Origin of the sequence: Amphritea japonica ATCC BAA-1530, assembly GCF_016592435.1 — a bacterium.
Classification (GTDB): Bacteria; Pseudomonadota; Gammaproteobacteria; order Pseudomonadales; family Balneatricaceae; genus Amphritea; species Amphritea japonica.
This window is the reverse complement of the sequence record NZ_AP014545.1, coordinates 1973680-1990972: the sequence shown is the minus strand read 5'-3', so window position 1 is coordinate 1990972 and position 17293 is coordinate 1973680. Positions and strand designations below refer to the sequence as shown.

Genomic DNA, 17293 nt, shown 5'->3' with positions numbered 1-17293 from the left:
TATATCGCTGACGGATGAGATGACATTAAAGTAGTAGAGGGCGGACTTGTGAATTCACCTATTTGGGCAGCAGTTTCCGGTTGGGAACTCAATGCAGAGCTTGAGGGGCTAAATGCCCTTAATATTGAGACTCTTTTTACTGCGTTAGAAGGTAAAGGGCTGATCTACGACGGGCCGCACAAGTCAGTATTACTTCATCACTATAATCGCTTAGTCGCGTCTGCTCCGAATAACCTGCGCAGCCATGTTCAACGGGTCTACTTATCTGTTCTTTGTCAGGATGGCGTTGAGTTAACGGGCGCGCTAATGGATCTTTTTCTCATCCTGGAAGAGCGGGGGCTGGCGTTGAAGCAGCGTTTGTTAGATCAGGGGGCTCCACTACTTAATCCTGATGATCTGGAACTGTTTAAGTTAGTCATAGAAGAGGGTGATAACACCAGATTGTTATCATTGAGTCCGCAGAAGTCTGTTGTCATTAACGGTCGTTTTTCACTGCATTGATTGATTATTGAAACTGACTAAACAGGGCGGGACTAGTTGTGGGAGTATCTCATATCAAACTAAACAAGCGTGCAGCAAGCAAAGTTATCAAGCTGGGTGTGGTTGGCTTTGAGTTGCAATCCAAATCAGCGATTGATCTGTTCTTTATGCAGCATCAGGAGGAGTACCGTATGGTGCCGACTGAGCAGGCTGAAGTATTGATAATTGACATGGAACATCCTGCCGTTAAGCCGGTCATTGAGACTTATCAAAATAGTCGTCCAATCATTGCTGTAACCTCGACCGAGCGTAAGTTTGATGGTTTTGAAACATTGAGCAAACCATTGGAAGGCAAGCGCCTGATTAAAGCCATTAAACAGGCAGCGGAAAATTTTGTACCGGTTAAAAACGAACAGGCAAGCTCTCCAAGTGTGACTAATGAAGGGGAGAAGGCGTTTCAGGAATATCAAAAGCGAGTTGCTGCTGGCCGCCAGGCGATGTCTGATTACAACGACCTTACAGCGGAGCGGGATGATGTTTCTCAGCACGTGCGTAGCCGCTTCCAGCTAAGTGATTCTCAACCAGCTTCGGCAACGCCAGAACCTACGGCTTCACCGCTGGGTTCTGTGAACAAGGCGACTGAAACTAAGAGTGTTACCGCTGCGCGCCCTAAGGCAAAAGCAGCTACTCCGCAGCAGCAGAAAAAACCTCAGAAAAAACCTGAAGAAGTGAAGGCTAAGCTTTCCTATCAAATGGTGTATGAGTGCTGTGGTAATGCCCCTGATGTCAATATGCATGAGCCAGACCAGCGCCGCCGGGTCTTTTTTAAAGATGACTCAACCTTGCTGGCTATTCTCCTTGAAGTGATAGACGAAGGTGAAACTCAGGGAATACCTGTTGAGATAACAGGGTTGCCGGGGACTTTGGCTTACCTGCCTGAGCATAAAAAGTTTTTATTCGATTTTAGTGAAGAGTTACTCGTGCCTTTGGCGCTGACGCGCTTTGGTTATCAGGAGTTGACACTTAAAGTGCGTCCTGACCTCGATGTTGATCGTCCGAGTATATCGGGCACCAAGGTGGTCGTTATTAATAGTGATGAGCTGATATGGAAATTAGCACTCTGGACATCTAAGGGTCGGTTGAATCGTAGTATTGATCCTGAAAAACCATATCGCTTATCGAAGAAGCTTGATTTTGATGACTTACTGGCAATTCCCCATGCAACGACTATTGCCAGTTTATGGGGACGTCATAGTTTATCGGTTTTAGAAGTGGTTAAAGTGCTTAAGATTAATCAACGTTATGTGTTTTCGTTTATGACCGCAGCAAATGCTGTTGGTGCATTCAAATAAGTTCGATGAAATAGGGTAGCCCTGAGAAGAGTTCCGCACAGTGATGTGGATTATAAGGGCTATGAAATAATGACTAAAAGTATCCGGAGAGTAATAGGTGGGAGATTTCAATCAGGACTCCATTCGTTATATCGCAATAACCCCTAGCGGTGCTTTTTTTGCAACCCTGAATTCGGCCCCTGATGACGCGAGAGCGATGCTATTGCAGTTGTTGTCGACTGATTTCGAGCTACTGTATTCTCTCGAATTGATTGCTGAGCTTGCAGATCTTGAAGAAGTACAGGCTATGGGGTTGTTTCAACAGTTGCTAGACAGGGGGTTTGTGTCGTTATCAGAAACGCCTCCTGAGATTAAACGAGGGCCTCTTGAAGATGCTTTGCCTGATCTGTTAATGCAGTTATCTGACAGTGGAAAAGCGTTACTTGCAGATGATCAGGGTTTTTGCCTTTCATCGACAGGTTACCCCTCAGAGCATGCTGAAACTCTGGCCGCTTTGGCCGCAGACCTTATCTCGCTCCAGGAGCGTCATAAAAAGGTTATCAGTAACGATCTGGAACTGGCGGGAGATTCCTGGGGCATTATGAATGCAGCAGGGCAGAGTCAGGTGGGGTTCTGGGTTGTTCACATTGGTCATCAGCGTTTTAGTCTGGTGATCTCAGATATGCCAAAACTTAATCAGCAGGCATTTGCAGAATTGCTGAGTTGTTTGGCGCGTCGTTATCTCGATTATTAATAAATTAACTAATTGTTTTTTGCTCCCATAAAGGGAGACATTACTGAAGGAGTGTTCTATGCGTTCTGAGATGCTTACCTCAATTTTGAGTGATCTCAACGGTACATCAGCTGATATCGAAGCCTCTGCAGTTATCTCTACAGATGGTCTGATGATTGCGGCGTTGTTGCCATCTAGTATGGATGAAGACCGTGTCGGTGCGATGAGTGCTGCTATGCTTTCTCTTGGCGAGCGAACAGCTAAAGAGCTGGCCCGTGGAGAGCTTGAGCAAGTACTGGTTAAAGGTGATGAGGGATATATCCTGATGACCCATGCAAACCAGGACTCTGTACTGACTGTTGTTGCTAAACCAAATGCTCGTCTGGGTTTGATATTTCTGGATGTTAAGCGTGCGGCAGAGGCGATCGGTAAGATCCTTTAATCGTTAACATAGGTTCCCATATATTGTAGAAGCCGTCATTGGCTGTGCAATAAAATGTGCCCGAACGAAGAAGGCTTGAAGTATGTCTGATCAAGACACAAGTGAAACCCGTAGTGTTGAAATAGCGTATTTTGATGGAACTGTGCGTACAGCCACGATCGTCAACAGGGAAGTTCCATACCCTGATGGTAAGCTGATTGTATCGCGGACAGATCCAAAGGGAATTATAACCCACGCAAATCAGGCATTTATTGACATGTCTGGTTACAGTGAAGATGAGTTGATCGGTGTTAACCATTACATTTTACGTCACCCTGATATGCCAGCAGTCGCTTTTAAAGGGCTTTGGGATACGATTGGAGAGGGGACGAAATGGCATGGTTATGTTAAAAACCTACGTAAAGATGGCGCTTATTACTGGGTAAAGGCTACAGTAATCCCCAATATTCGTAATGGAGAGCTGATGGGCTATACCTCAGTCCGGCGTAAGCCTTCACGTAGCAAGATAGAAGAGAGTGAAGCGCTTTATAAAACTTTGTTGGCTGAGGAGTGAGACCTATGACGTTCAACTTGACGGTCAGCCCTGATTTCGCGCCTGACCATATCTCCGGGTGGTATTTTTTTAATACCTGGCTTCAGCGTCAGCTGGAAACCGGTATTCATCTGGAGCTCTATGATAGCTTTGATGCGCAACGTACTGATATTCGCGCTGAAAAATTTGATCTTATCTATGCAAATCCATATGACGCTTCTATGTTGGTGCGTGAGTTGGGGTTCCAGGCGGTAGCAAGACCTGCCAGTAAGTCTGATGAAACAGTGATTGCGGTTAATGTTGAATCTGATTATCAATCTGTAGAAGACCTTAAAGCAGGTGCGCGGATTGCTACGACAGATGATCCTGATGTTCATACCATGGGTATGATTATGTTGGAGTCTGCTGATCTGGATAAAACCAATACCGAGATAAAAGAGCAAAGCAGCTATATCGTAGTCGCCAAAAATTTACTCAATGGTGGCGCAGATGCGGGGTTCTTTTTAAAGGAAGCGTATGATGAGATGTCTGATCTGATTCGCTCAAAAATGCGAGTTCTAGTTAGTAGTCAGATTAGCGTTGTGCATCACTCCTTGTTGGTTGGTCCGCGTATGGCGGAGTATATTCCTGCTATACAACAAGCTTTACTGACAATGCAGGATAACGATAAAGGTAAAAGTGTGCTGGAGAGTATGGATGTCAGCAACTGGGAGCCGATGGACTCTGAACAAACGGAGTTTATGATCGATCTGATAGATACACTTATTGACTAAAAAAAGCCCCGTAAGGGGCTTTTTTTATTCAAACAACATGCACCTCCTTACTTTTCCCGCTGCGCCCTGACGATTATAAGAGCGGCGCTTTCAGGGGCCTTCTTTTATGTATAATTGCTGTCCGTATTTGAAATAACGATACCGCCTTAAGTACCTGTTGATCTGTCCTAATGTTTTATATGCAAGACTGTTAGCAGATGGTTTAGTTAGCATCTGCTGTTCTCCTGTTTTCAGATAAATCAGGTTAGTGCTTTTGTGGAGTACTAACCTAACTTTTTTGAGGACTTAAAATGAAAACTATTGTTATCGTAGGAGGTGGCGCCGGAGGTCTCGAGCTGGCAACCCGACTGGGTCATAAGTTAGGTAAAAAGAAGCGGGCGCAAATTATTCTGATCGATCGTAATCGACAGCATATCTGGAAGCCGCTTCTGCATGAGGTTGCGACGGGCTCGCTGGATATCAACAGCGACGGGGTTATCTATCGTGCGCATTCTGCTGCCCATCACTATCAGTTTCAATTAGGCACCATGATCGGTTTGAATCATGAGACTAAAACAATCTGTTTGCAGTCGTTGCTTGATGATAATGAAAATGAAGTCCTGCCTGAGCGAGAGATAGCTTATGATACGCTGGTTATGGCTGTTGGAAGTGTAAGTAACGATTTTGGTACGCCCGGAGTGGCAGAACATAGTTATTTCCTCGATTCTCATCAGCAGGCTCAGCGCTTTCATCAGGCTTTGCTCAATCAGTTTTTGCGTATCAATCAGAAGTCTGCTGAAGCGGAGCTTCGTTTAGCGATTGTAGGTGGGGGCGCTACAGGCGTTGAGCTGGCTGCTGAGCTTAATCATGTTGCAGACCTGCTCAGGATCTATGGTATGCCTGATATGTCTGCTAAGCGTCTCAGAATTGATCTGATTGAGGCAGGCCCCCGTATTTTGCCAGCGCTGCCTCAGCGCATTGCGGCCGCGGCTAAAAAAGAGCTGAATGCCCTGGGTATCACTATTCATGAAAATGTGCGGGTAACCAGTGCCGATAAAGATAGTTTCATTACTTTAGATGGTGAGCCGATAAAGGCGGATCTTAAGGTCTGGGCCGCAGGTGTTAAGGCACCTGACTTTATAGAAACGATTGGTTTGTTTGAGACAAACAGGAATGGACAGATCGTCGTAAAGCCAAGTTTGTTGAGCACAGTTGACGATTCCATCTTTGTGATTGGTGATTGTTGTGCATGCGAACAGCCAGATGGCAGCTGGGTGCCACCGCGGGCGCAATCAGCGCATCAGATGGCTAGTTTGGTATATAAGAATATCCTGATGACAGAACGGGGCAAATCGTTGCATGAGTACCTGTATAAAGATCATGGCTCATTAGTAAATTTAAGTCGCTACAGCACGGTAGGGAGTTTGATGGGAAATCTGACAAAAGGATCTATGTTTATCGAAGGCCGAATAGCCCGGTTGGTGTATGTCTCATTATACCGAATGCATCAGATTGCTATTCACGGTTGGCTGAAAGCTTCGGCTGTATATTTTGCCCAGAAGATTAGCAGTAGTGTGAAGCCTAAGATGAAACTCCACTAGTTTTAATCTAAAGGTGTAGAAATAAAAAACCGGGCGAATGCCCGGTTTTTTTATACGCTTTATACCTTATTCAGGTATTAAGAATTTAGCGAAGCTAACGCGTTATTCAAGGTTTCACTTGGACGCATAACTTTCTTAACTCTCTCACGAGTGGCGTGGTAGTAACCACCCAGCTCTGCAGGAGTGCCTTGTACAGCGCTTAGCTCACCAACAATCTGAGCTTCGTTTTCAGTCAGATTTTTTGCCAGTGGGCTGAAGATAGCTGCCAGCTCTGGGTTTTCAGTCTGAGCTGCAACTTCCTGTGCCCAGTACATACCTAGATAGAAGTGGCTGCCACGGTTATCCAGTTCGCCGGTTTTACGAGATGGAGACTGGTTGTTTTCAAGCAGAGTTCCGGTTGCTTTATCAAGGCATTTAGCCAGGACTGAAGCGCGCCCGTTTTCTTCTTTGATGCCCAGTTCTTCAAGCGATACGGCCAATGCCAGGAATTCACCCAGAGAGTCCCAGCGAAGATGGTTCTCTTCTTCTACCTGTTGAACGTGCTTAGGTGCAGAGCCGCCAGCGCCAGTCTCGTACATACCGCCGCCCTTAAGCATAGGTACGACAGACAGCATCTTAGCAGAGGTGCCCAGTTCAAGAATTGGGAACAGGTCAGTCAGGTAGTCTCGTAACACGTTACCGGTTACGGAGATAGTATCGTTACCACGAATCAGGCGGTCCATAGTGTAACGGATTGCCTGACTGTAAGACTTGATGGAGATGTCCAGGCCGTTAGTATCGTGATCTTTCAGATACTCTTTAACCTTCTTAGTCAGCTCCAGATCGTGAGCACGTTCCTGATCCAGCCAGAAGATCGCAGGAGTGTCAGACTGACGTGCACGAGTCACGGCCAGCTTAACCCAGTCACGGACAGGCTCATCTTTAGTTTGACATGCGCGCCAGATATCGCCTTTCTCGACTTCATGTTCTGTCAAAATAGTGCCATCTGCTGCTACAACACGCATTACGCCATCTTCAGTTTCAAATGTCTTATCGTGTGAACCGTATTCTTCAGCTTTCTTAGCCATCAGGCCAACGTTTGGTACGGTACCAATGGTAGTAGGATCGAATGCACCGTTGGTTTTACAGAAATTAATCATGTCCTGATAGATACGTGCGTAGGTTCTTTCTGGCATTACCGCTTTCGTATCTTTAGGACGGCCATCAGGTCCCCACATCTTACCGCCGTTACGGATCATTGCTGGCATAGATGCGTCAACGATGACGTCAGAAGGGACGTGCAGGTTAGTGATGCCTTTAACGGAGTCAACCATCGCCATTTCAGGGCGGTGTTCGTGACAAGCGTGAATCGCTTCTTCAATCTCTTCCCGCTTAGAGCGAGGCAGAGTAGCAATCTTGTCGTAGACGCTGCCGATACCGTTATTCGGGTTAACTTCCAACTCTGTAAACAGGTCAGCATACTTTTCAAAGAGTTCTTTGTAGAACACTGTAACCGCGTGGCCGAATACGATTGGATGAGATACCTTCATCATGGTTGCTTTAACGTGCAAAGACCACATGACGCCAGTTTCCTGAGCATCGTTCAGAGATTCTTCAAAGAAGTCACGCAGTGCTGTGCAGCTCATACGCATGCTGTCGAGAATTTCGGCTTTTTCAAGGCTCAGTTCTTTCTTAACAGTAACGTCGCCGTTAGGAGCTACGAATTCAATACGTACATCGCCAGCTTCTTCCATAGTGAAAGATTGCTCACTGGAGAAAAAGTCGCCATCGCGCATGTAATCTGCATGGGTGCGGGATGCTTTGCTCCACTTGCCCATAGAGTGAGGGAATTTTTTAGCGAAGGCTTTTACTGCACCCGGTGCGCGGCGATCAGAGTTACCTTCACGCAGTACAGGGTTTACAGCAGAACCCAGAATCTTGGAGTAGCGAGCCTGGATCTGGCTTTCTTCATCAGACTTTGGCGCCTCGGGATAATTAGGAATATCGTAGCCCTGAGATTGTAGTTCTTCGATACAGGCTTTTAGCTGGGGAATTGAGGCAGAGATATTCGGCAGTTTAACGATATTGGCATGTGGGTCCTGGGTTAACTTACCCAGAAAGGCCAGGCCATCTTCAACTTTTTGATCGTCGGTTAGATTATCGGGGAAAGTAGACAGTACACGGCCTGCCAGAGATATGTCGCTGATCTTAACGTCGATGCCTGCAGCGCCGGTAAATGTTCTGACAATCGGTAGAAAAGAACATGTTGCCAGTGATGGAGCTTCGTCGGTCAGGGTCCAGTAAATAGTTTGATTAGTTGTAGTCATTTTATCCCCTTGTATTTTTGGCAGATAAGCCAGAGGCTTAACAGGGCAGCTTGTGGCTGTCCGTTACATCTTTGCGTAAGCCTTTTTAATTTTTTATTCCGCGGGGCATTATACGTTAAAAAATTACCAATACTGAAGTAGTAAGGCCGACTCAGTTGGGAAGTATCGACTAAATGATAGTGTTGCTGTAGTTTTATTACCGCAGTGCAGCATAGAATTTAGCGTTTTATCGCTTGTGGCAATAAAAAAGAGACCCGAAGGTCTCTTTTTTTAACGCTTAGTTGAACTAGCGAGTTGGGAGAACTACTTTCAGTTTATTATGCATATCCAGCAGTGTTTTCTCAGTTGTATCCCAGTCAATGCAGGCATCAGTGATTGATACGCCATATTGAAGGTCTGAAGGATCTGCAGTCATCTTCTGGTTACCCCAGCCCAGGTTAGACTCAACCATGAGTCCGATGATTGATTTATTTCCGTCAATAATCTGGTTGGTGACATTTTCCATTACCAGAGGCTGCAGTGCTGGATCTTTATTAGAGTTAGCATGGCTGCAGTCGATCATTACGTTCTTCTTCAGGCCTGCCTTATCAAGTGTTTGCTCACAAACGGCGACATTCACAGAGTCATAGTTTGGTTTGCCATTACCACCACGAAGAACAACATGGCCGTACTTATTACCTTTAGTGCGGACGATGGAACACTGGCCTTCTTCGTTAATACCGAGAAAATTGTGCGGGTGAGAAACAGATTCCAAAGCATTGATCGCAACGGTCAGGCCGCCGTCAGTACCATTTTTGAAGCCGACAGCGCCAGACAGTCCGCTGGACATCTCCCGGTGCGTCTGAGATTCAGTGGTACGGGCGCCAATTGCGGACCAGGAGATCAGGTCTTGCAGGTATTGCGGTGAGATTGGATCCAATGCTTCAGTCGCAAGAGGTAACCCGGCTTCTGATAGTTGAATCAGCAGCTCACGGCCTATGTGCAGACCCTCTTCGATCTCAAATGAGTCATTCATATGTGGATCGTTGATCAAGCCTTTCCAGCCAACAGTGGTGCGAGGCTTCTCAAAATAGACGCGCATAACCAGATAGAGAGTGTCTTGTACTTGCGCAGCAAGCTGTTTTAGCTTCTGGCCATATTCGATTGCCGCTTTGGTGTCATGGATAGAGCAGGGGCCCACCACAACAAACAAACGCTTATCTTCACCCTTAAGGATGTTCTTTATTACCTGGCGGCCTTCCATAACAGTAGCTGTTGCAGATTCAGACAGGGGAAGCTTAGTTTTTAGCTGGTCAGGTGTGACCAGAACCGTATTACTCTCAATATTGAGGTTTTCGACTCGGTTATCAGACATCTCAATTTCCTAAAGTGCACAGCCTTTACTCTGTACACCCGTTAGCGCTTTCGTAAAGGAGGTACTTTGTAACATATTAAGCGGAAAGGTTTAAGTGCTGAGCTAAGTGATCAGATGATACAATCGTCTTAAAGCTATTGATCTTTTATATTACTTAAGGTTATTAAGATATATAAATAAGTTTGTTTGATCGTTTTTCGTACCGTTTATCGAACTCCTTTGATAGATTGCTGTCCATAAAACTGTCTGATATTGCTTATAATTTAAGGGGTTACCGTGCCTGAAGTTTTTCATCGTCTAACAGTTCCTATGATAGCAGTGTTGATGTTAGCACTGCTGCAGTTCAGCCTGCCCGTACGGGCGGGGCTGTTTGATAACGCTAATCCTTTTTCTTCTCAGGAGGGGCCTCTTCCGGTTGAGAAGGCGTTTGTCTTTGATACTGAACAGAATGACGGTAGCCTCAAACTGATCTGGACGATTCCGGATGACTATTATCTGTATCGGGACAAAATTGAGTTAAATTACGGGCCAGAAATCAGAGAGCTGAGTCGCGATTATTCTCCAGCGACTGAGAAACAAGATCCCCTATTTGGTCAGGTCTGGGTTTTCCATAATCAGGCTGTTGTTAATGTTGCACTCTCAAGTACCACCGGCCAGCCGGCAGACTCAGTGGTTACCATTAATTATCAGGGTTGCTGGGAAGGGGGGATCTGCTATCCCCCGGTAACTAAGACGATCAGCCTGAGTCAGATACCGCTTCAAACTCAGCCCGCCAGTACGACAGCGACCAGTGAGAATGCTTCTGGGGTAATACCGGCACAATTCAGTCAGCCTGCTTCTATTCAACTCAGTGAGCAAGACAGATTTGCGGCACTTATTTCCGGCAGTAGTCTGTTTCTTACGCTTGGTGCTTTCTTTGTTGCCGGTCTCGCATTGGCGCTAACGCCTTGTGTGTTCCCGATGATTCCGATTCTCTCTAGTATCATTGCGGGTCACGGGCATAAAACCACCGCCGCTCACGGTTTTATGTTGTCGCTGGTCTACGTATTAGCGGTTTCGGTAACCTATACCGTTGCAGGTGTGATTGCCGGGTTGTTTGGTGAGAACTTACAGGCAGCGTTTCAGAATGTTTGGATTATCAGTTTCTTCAGCTTTATTTTCGTTTTACTGTCGTTATCGATGTTCGGCTTCTATGAGCTTCAGCTACCCTCCGCTTTGCAGAATCGATTAAACAATCTGAGCAGTAGTCAGAAAGGCGGCACGGTAATGGGTGTCGCGGTAATGGGGTTCTTGTCGGCTTTGATTGTGGGGCCCTGTATGGCCGCTCCCTTGGCTGGCGCTCTTATTTATATTGGTCAGAGTGGTGATCCACTATTAGGTGGAGCAGCCTTGTTCAGCCTGAGTGTCGGTATGGGAGTACCGTTACTGGTGATTGGTGCTTCAGCGGGTAAGTTGTTACCTAAAGCCGGTGCCTGGATGGAAAGTGTTAAAGCGGGCTTCGGTGTGATGTTGCTGTTACTGGCTGTGTGGATGCTGGATAGGGTCATTGCCGATAATATCGCTTTGCTGCTTTACGCCGTTATCCTGCTGGTGGCCGCTGTGCATATGAAAGCGCTGGACCGTTTAAAAGATAAAGCCGCTGGTTGGAGCTATTTCTGGAAAGGGATAGGCGTTGTATTGCTGCTATATGGCGGCATTCTGTTTATCGGTGGTTTGACGGGCGGAAAGAGTCTGTTAAAGCCATTGAACGGTATCGCTGGTGGTCAGCTTCAGGCTTCTTCTGAGATGGTCTTTGCCAGGGTGACCAGTAAACAACAACTGGATCAATTACTCGACGAAGCGAAGTCTAAACAACAGCCGGTAATGTTGGATTTCTATGCTGACTGGTGTATTTCCTGTGTTGAATTAGATTATGTCACCTTTGCCGATAGCAGAGTACAGGCAGGACTGAGTGGGTTTTCACGTATTAAGGTCGATGTGACAGCTAATGATGAGGCGGCTAAAGAGTTAAATCGCCTTTACAGTGTTATAGGTCCACCTGCGCTGATCTTTTATGACAGGGCGGGCGAGTTACAGCCAGGTATGACACTGATCGGGGTCATAGACCCTCAGGTATTTGTAAACCATATTGCTGTACTGAATTGATAGGGAGTGTTGTGCTGAGTTAATAACAGCACAGCGAAGCAGATCATAAATGCCTCCCTCAATATAATAAAAAGTCTATGGAGGACTCTATGAAAAAAATTCTACTTGCTGCGACTGCATTCTGTTTAGCCTCTGGGCCGGTATTGGCTGCCGACCCGGATACGGGCAAAGAACTGTACGATGAAGTGCAAATTGAGCGGACTTACCAGGGTGAGCATCGTACCGATATCGACTGCGAAACCTGCCATGACACTGATTTCTTTACCCGAAGTGACCGCAAGGTGACTACTTATGCCAAACTCGAGGCGATGGTTGAAGGCTGTAATACTAATCTCGACGTAGGTTGGTTCCCAGAGGACGTTGCTGATGTGACGGCGTATATGAACAATGAGTTTTATCAACTTCCGCCTCCTGAGTAGAGTGCTGAGGCGGCGATTTCAGCTTCTGTCTATGGTCAAAATTGAAAGGCTAATGTTTACTGCAGTAGCTTTTTTTATGGGTGATTAAGTAGTAATTTCAACTCACAGAAATAAAAGAGGTAACAGGGAACGCTATACATTTAATGTCAAAAAAAGGGCTATCCTGTTCTGATACTCTAGCTTATCACTCTGTTTCGGCCGGCTCTTTTTGCTGTATACAATCTTTCATCAGAATGTAGAAGGGCTTGGTCAAAGCTTTCTGTAGGTAACCATTCAGATAAACCAATACTCACCGTTATTTTAAACTCGTTATTCTGTGGATCGGTAAGAATCAAATCTTCCACGCGTTGTCTTATTCTCTCAGCAATTATTCGAGCACTGCTAAGATCTGTTTCAGCTATTAATAGAGAAAATTCTTCTCCACCTATGCGGCAAAATTTATCTTCTGTTCTGAGGAGTTTTCTCACCGTCTGGGCGAACTCGAGCAAGACGTAGTCGCCAGTTTTATGGCCATATAAGTCGTTTACATTCTTGAAATGGTCCAGATCCAGCATGAAGACAAAAAGACTGCCTCCTGATTGTTCTGCGAGTCGTTTCTCTTCTGCTGCATATGTAAATAATGCTCTTCTGTTAGCGCAGCCTGTTAACGTATCGTGTGTAGCTTGCTCGAATAAATCATTCTCTTTTGTTTTAATCGTAGCGGCCATATTCTCGAACGTATGCAATAGCCTGCCTATTTCATCGTTACGGGATTTGACGCTCTTATGACGATGTTGCCCCCGGGCTAAAGATTCCGCTTGTTCTGTTAAGTGAATAATAGGGCCGGCAATGCTTTGTGCTAACAGGAAGATCAATAATGTAAATACCAGGGCGATAACAGAGGCCCAAATAACGACTTCAGCAAGGATTTGATCGCACCGGCGCTGGAGCTCTGCTGCGGGAATATACATGAGCAGGCTTATTCCGCTTTTAGGGTCACTCTTAGCCAGTTCTTCCGGGTTATGCAAACGATTGTTGATGTGATCATGGGTTTTAGTTATCAGGGTGCGTGATGTTTCTATCGGTAAACGAAGCGCAATACCTTCTATGTCTTGCCTGACATTTACGCTATCTGAAAGCTCAGGGGTTAATGTTTTTAATAGTTCGGGATTCAGCGTGCTGCTCTGAGTGAGGAACTCCCCCGAACGCTCATTGATGAGTGCAATTTCAGATAAAACTATACCGTTACTGAGAAGCTCTTCCTTCAAACTGTATACGAAGTCTTCTAATAAGGTGCGGTCCATGAAGGCAGAATAGTAACCCTCAAGGTTGCCAGAGTCGCAATTGAGTATGGGTCGGGAAAAAATATAAGTATCCATATTAAAAGGCAGGCCTAGACTGACGGCTTGACTGGCCCCGCCCAGAATTACCTGAGTATAGGGTGACTTGAGTCGCTCCCGAACATCCAGGAGCTTTCGCTGAACGTGTCGATATCTTTCCGAATTATTCTCGCCACGGGCTTTTAGTTCTGCTTCATCTGTCAGTAGTGCTACTTGCTGGTTTGTGTATGTACTTTGTTTTGCGGTCCATGTTTGATAGCGATGAAACAGATCATCTAACTCAGCTTCAGGGAGAATGTACTGACCTTTGATATTCTTTTGCAGGACGTGACGATTACTATGGTTTGATGAGAGTTGAACATGGGTGACTAGCCCGTCCGGGCCTGAACTGATAATAGCGGAAAGCCCCGAAGTTAAACGTAGGGCCGATGTTACAGTTTCCTCAAAAGGGTGGCTCTCTTTATCACACAAGTTAATGGCAGAGCTGAGCAATTCAAATTCTTGTTCACGCAGGTGAAAAAAATGCTCTAACTCTCTGGCCCCCAACGTTGCTGTCATCAATGCTAGTTGTTGTACGGTGCTGGTTGCCTGTGCTTCTCGCACATCATAGTAACTCTTTGCCAGAAAGAGCGTCGTTAATATCAATGGCAAGAGCCATAGAAAAACTTTGCTGCGTATAGAGTGCATTCTATCGTTTATGTCGCTGGTCTTTAGGGCTTACAGTATTCAGCGTTTCGATAACATTCAGCTCCCCGACAGAGAACTTAGCCAGAAACATTGGCAGGTCAAAATGATGATCAGGTCTGAGCCTTACTTCTGCTTCATTTGCATATAAAGTAAGGTCTTCAAAAGCATCGACAACTTTTTCCTGCTCAATAGTTCCAGCTTTTTTAATCGCTGATTCTAGAAAGTATACGAGGTCGTAGTGAGACTTGCTTGCGTAGGTGACCGGCTTGTCTTTACCAAATTTTATCCCGTACTCTTTTACAAATTTATCAAATACCGGATTTGACCAACTGCTAAAAAAATGTAGCGCGGTCATCACGCCTTCCAATGCTTCAGGCTCAACCTGGCTTAAATAAGTTTCATCAGCCGCAAAAGCTACTGTTTTTATGTCCCGTTCAAAATCAAAGGCCGCCATCTGGTTTAAAAAATTAAACCCATCTTTTCCCGGCAGAATTAGCATGAGATTATCAGCGCCGGATGCTTTTATCCGAGTGAAAACCGGGGTGTAGTCGGTGACATCGAAGGGAGTAAATTCGACGCCTTTGATCTCTCCACCATGTATGCCGACCTGCCTGCTGATTTCTTCAGCCATGTTATGGGGCCAGATATAATCGTAGCCAAAAATAAAGTATTTTTTGCCGGAGTTTTTAACTAAGTACGGGACGACCGGCCAGATATAGTGCTCAGGTACAATACTGTAGTTAATCAGATAACGGTTGTAATGGTGACCCTCATAATCGATGCCATAGAGTAAAGGGGTTTTATGCTGTTCTGCAACTTCGCTCATGGCGAAGCGGGCAGCGCTGCTAACGGGGCCCATTAGCGCAAAAACATTGTCTGCCTGAATCAGTTCTCGAGAGTGCTGAACGGCTAGCGTGGGGTTAGTTTGGTTGTCTCGAACAATAAGTTCCAGGGGGCGGCCCAGAACGCCACCAGAGGCGTTAATCTGGTCTACAGCAAGCATCGCACCTTTAAGTCCCTGCTCTCCATAAATCTGGAAGGGGCCGGATAAAGGCAGTACGACACCAATTTTTACAGGATCATTCGGAGGAGAGGAGCAACCCGCTAAAAGCAACAGAAGTACGTACACCACACCTACGGATAGACCACGATACATCTGGTAAGCCCTAATGCTGGAGAGTTTATTCAAGCTTTACATTCTATTTCATCATGATTCTAGGATCTATGCGTAAAGTCACTATTTAGTCGTAAACCTTTGATGCAGATAGTTGAATGGTGGGTTTGGGGTTGTTTTATAACGATTATCTAAGGGTACCGGGCAGTATTTGCAGGAGGAATGACCATGGGGGGGGCGAAACTCAAGTGTCAGACTAATTCAGCTTGCTATGACTCTGTAGCGTTTAAAGGTCAGCTTGAAGCAGGCTGAGACCAATCTTCAAATAAAAAAGGCCGATGCATCAAGCATCAGCCTTTTCTGTCGAACCGTTGTTATTAGCACGATAGTCTGTTGATCACTACCGGGCGGCTTTTTCTAGCCGCTAACAACTAGCTACTGCCTTTAAGAGAAGACCATCTCTGGAACGTTATCGGGTACTACCAGCTTGCCTTCAGTCTTCGATACGATCTCTTCAACTGAAACGCCAGGAGCACGCTCTTTCAGATGGAACGCGCCATCTTTAATTTCCATATAGGCGAGATCGGTGAGTACCTTCTTGATACAACCGGAACCTGTCAGCGGCAGTGAGCACTCTGTCAGAAGTTTAGATTCGCCATGCTTGGATGCGTGGGTCATGGTGACGATGATGTTATCAGCACCGGCTACCAGATCCATTGCGCCGCCCATGCCTTTGATTAGTTTGCCGGGAATCATCCAGGAAGCGATGTTGCCGTTTACATCGACTTCAAATGCACCTAGTACGGTCAGGTCTACATGGCCGCCACGAATCATTGCAAAAGATTCAGCAGATGAGAATATTGATGCGCCAGTGGCTGCGGTAACGGTTTGCTTACCCGCGTTAATCATATCCGCATCGATTTCATCTTCGGTAGGGAAGGGACCCATTCCGAGTAAGCCGTTTTCTGATTGCAGCATTACTTCTATTCCATCCGGAATATAGTTAGCCACCAACGTTGGGATACCAATACCCAGGTTAACGTAAAAACCGTCTTGTAATTCGCGGGCAATACGCTGTGCTATCTGTTCACGTGAGAGTGCCATTGTCTTTCCTCTTCTTCCTGATAGCGCAATTCTGCCGCTATCCGAAATTAAATATGTTTACCGGAGTGTCGTATCAGCCCTGACGCACAGTGCGCTGCTCAATACGTTTTTCGAAACTGCCTTTAATCACACGATTGACATAGATGCCAGGTGTGTGAATTTCGGCTGGGTTCAATTCACCAGGCTCGACAATTTCTTCCACTTCTACCACCGTAATCTTGCCAGCTGTTGCTGCCATTGGGTTGAAGTTTTGTGCGGTATCACGGTAAACCACGTTGCCGTAAGTATCAGCCTTCCAGCCTTTTACAATGGCAAAGTCTCCGGTGATGGACTCTTCCATAATGTACTTGCGACCACTGAATTCACGAACTTCTTTGCCATCGCCGACGGGAGTGCCGTAGCCAGTAGCTGTATAAAATGCTGGAATACCTGCACCACCCGCACGCATTTTCTCAGCCAGAGTGCCCTGAGGTGTAAGTTCAACCTCTAGCTCACCTGCTAACAACTGTTTTTCAAACAGTGCGTTTTCACCGACGTAGGAAGAGATCATCTTTTTGACCTGACGATCTTCAAGCAGGATGCCCAGACCAAAGCCATCGACACCGCAGTTATTAGAGACAAAGGTTAGCTCCTTGGTGCCCATAGTCTTGATCTGTGCGATCAAGTTTTCTGGAATACCACAAAGGCCGAAACCCCCGGCGATGACTGTCATGCCATCTTCAAGGCCCTCCATCGCTTCTTCATAGCTGTTTACAACTTTATTGAAACCTGACATCGGTGTAACTCCGCTTTTTTGGTTTTGTTATCTTAGACCTGCACTTTTTTAAACGCTTTATAGTTGGCATCCGGCTGGGACAATTCCGTTCCCGGAACACCGGATACCTGTTTTGCGAATAGGTTTAGTCTCTTATAGGTTGTATTATTTAGCAAATTTAATGATTTAAACTATTTATAAAATTTGTTTATATATAGGT

15 protein-coding genes are annotated in these 17293 nt (G+C 45.9%); 9 read left to right on the top strand and 6 right to left on the bottom strand.

Translation table 11 applies throughout. The features are described from left to right. Positions 1-48: 48 nt before the first annotated feature. From AMJAP_RS09240 to AMJAP_RS09210, 7 genes are all read left to right on the top strand, one after another. Positions 49-501, top strand: a complete 453-nt coding sequence (locus tag AMJAP_RS09240) for a hypothetical protein (protein WP_019622311.1) — start codon at positions 49-51, stop codon at positions 499-501. 38 nt (positions 502-539) lie between these two features. Next, entirely contained in the window at positions 540-1832 is a 1293-nt protein-coding gene (locus AMJAP_RS09235; protein WP_019622312.1) for a hypothetical protein, read from the top strand. Between the two features lie 97 nt (positions 1833-1929). Continuing rightward, positions 1930-2565 carry a hypothetical protein gene (locus AMJAP_RS09230; RefSeq protein ID WP_019622313.1) on the top strand — a complete coding sequence of 212 codons (636 nt, stop codon included), beginning with the start codon at positions 1930-1932 and terminating at the stop codon, positions 2563-2565. Positions 2566-2623: 58 nt separating this feature from the next. Continuing rightward, positions 2624-2986 (top strand): roadblock/LC7 domain-containing protein, encoded by a 363-nt coding sequence (locus tag AMJAP_RS09225; protein ID WP_019622314.1) that lies wholly within the window; start codon positions 2624-2626, stop codon positions 2984-2986. Between the two features lie 82 nt (positions 2987-3068). Beyond that, positions 3069-3539 (top strand): PAS domain-containing protein, encoded by a 471-nt coding sequence (locus AMJAP_RS09220; RefSeq protein ID WP_019622315.1) that lies wholly within the window; start codon positions 3069-3071, stop codon positions 3537-3539. Positions 3540-3544: 5 nt separating this feature from the next. Then, positions 3545-4291 (top strand): phosphate/phosphite/phosphonate ABC transporter substrate-binding protein, encoded by a 747-nt coding sequence (locus tag AMJAP_RS09215; protein WP_019622316.1) that lies wholly within the window; start codon positions 3545-3547, stop codon positions 4289-4291. Between the two features lie 290 nt (positions 4292-4581). Beyond that, on the top strand, positions 4582-5871 hold the full coding sequence (locus AMJAP_RS09210) for an NAD(P)/FAD-dependent oxidoreductase (RefSeq protein ID WP_019622317.1): 1290 nt from the start codon (positions 4582-4584) through the stop codon (positions 5869-5871). A 77-nt stretch (positions 5872-5948) separates the two neighbouring features. Here AMJAP_RS09210 and AMJAP_RS09205 read toward each other — a convergent pair whose 3' ends face one another. Further along, positions 5949-8177 (bottom strand): NADP-dependent isocitrate dehydrogenase, encoded by a 2229-nt coding sequence (locus AMJAP_RS09205; RefSeq protein ID WP_019622318.1) that lies wholly within the window; start codon positions 8175-8177, stop codon positions 5949-5951. Between the two features lie 286 nt (positions 8178-8463). After that, entirely contained in the window at positions 8464-9531 is a 1068-nt protein-coding gene (locus tag AMJAP_RS09200; RefSeq protein ID WP_019622319.1) for a 3-deoxy-7-phosphoheptulonate synthase, read from the bottom strand. 276 nt (positions 9532-9807) lie between these two features. Here AMJAP_RS09200 and dsbD point away from each other — a divergent pair, with 276 nt between their 5' ends. After that, the gene (dsbD, locus tag AMJAP_RS09195) at positions 9808-11676 is read left to right on the top strand and encodes a protein-disulfide reductase DsbD (RefSeq protein WP_019622320.1); all 1869 of its coding nucleotides are present in this window, start codon (positions 9808-9810) and stop codon (positions 11674-11676) included. Positions 11677-11765: 89 nt separating this feature from the next. Further along, positions 11766-12095, top strand: a complete 330-nt coding sequence (locus AMJAP_RS09190; protein ID WP_019622321.1) for a hypothetical protein — start codon at positions 11766-11768, stop codon at positions 12093-12095. A gap of 176 nt (positions 12096-12271) precedes the next feature. Here the strand turns inward: AMJAP_RS09190 and AMJAP_RS09185 are convergent, their stop codons facing one another. The 4 genes from AMJAP_RS09185 to AMJAP_RS09170 form a co-directional block, all read right to left on the bottom strand. Beyond that, positions 12272-14017 carry a sensor domain-containing diguanylate cyclase gene (locus AMJAP_RS09185; protein WP_169336964.1) on the bottom strand — a complete coding sequence of 582 codons (1746 nt, stop codon included), beginning with the start codon at positions 14015-14017 and terminating at the stop codon, positions 12272-12274. 85 nt (positions 14018-14102) lie between these two features. Further along, positions 14103-15257 carry a substrate-binding protein gene (locus AMJAP_RS09180; RefSeq protein ID WP_019622323.1) on the bottom strand — a complete coding sequence of 385 codons (1155 nt, stop codon included), beginning with the start codon at positions 15255-15257 and terminating at the stop codon, positions 14103-14105. A gap of 402 nt (positions 15258-15659) precedes the next feature. Continuing rightward, positions 15660-16319, bottom strand: coding sequence for a CoA transferase subunit B (locus AMJAP_RS09175; protein ID WP_019622324.1), 660 nt, complete (start codon positions 16317-16319; stop codon positions 15660-15662). A 73-nt stretch (positions 16320-16392) separates the two neighbouring features. After that, the gene (locus AMJAP_RS09170) at positions 16393-17094 is read right to left on the bottom strand and encodes a CoA transferase subunit A (protein ID WP_019622325.1); all 702 of its coding nucleotides are present in this window, start codon (positions 17092-17094) and stop codon (positions 16393-16395) included. Positions 17095-17293: the final 199 nt, after the last annotated feature.

Bases quoted from the DNA above. Each gene is read 5' to 3' on its own strand.
- AMJAP_RS09215 (WP_019622316.1), top strand. From the start codon at position 3,545: ATGACGTTCAACTTGACGGTCAGCCCTGATTTCGCGCCTGACCATATC.
- AMJAP_RS09220 (WP_019622315.1), top strand. From the start codon at position 3,069: ATGTCTGATCAAGACACAAGTGAAACCCGTAGTGTTGAAATAGCGTAT.
- AMJAP_RS09175 (WP_019622324.1), bottom strand. From the start codon at position 16,319: ATGGCACTCTCACGTGAACAGATAGCACAGCGTATTGCCCGCGAATTA.
- AMJAP_RS09180 (WP_019622323.1), bottom strand. From the start codon at position 15,257: ATGTATCGTGGTCTATCCGTAGGTGTGGTGTACGTACTTCTGTTGCTT.
- AMJAP_RS09200 (WP_019622319.1), bottom strand. From the start codon at position 9,531: ATGTCTGATAACCGAGTCGAAAACCTCAATATTGAGAGTAATACGGTT.
- AMJAP_RS09210 (WP_019622317.1), top strand. From the start codon at position 4,582: ATGAAAACTATTGTTATCGTAGGAGGTGGCGCCGGAGGTCTCGAGCTG.
- AMJAP_RS09170 (WP_019622325.1), bottom strand. From the start codon at position 17,094: ATGTCAGGTTTCAATAAAGTTGTAAACAGCTATGAAGAAGCGATGGAG.
- AMJAP_RS09205 (WP_019622318.1), bottom strand. From the start codon at position 8,177: ATGACTACAACTAATCAAACTATTTACTGGACCCTGACCGACGAAGCT.
- AMJAP_RS09190 (WP_019622321.1), top strand. From the start codon at position 11,766: ATGAAAAAAATTCTACTTGCTGCGACTGCATTCTGTTTAGCCTCTGGG.
- AMJAP_RS09225 (WP_019622314.1), top strand. From the start codon at position 2,624: ATGCGTTCTGAGATGCTTACCTCAATTTTGAGTGATCTCAACGGTACA.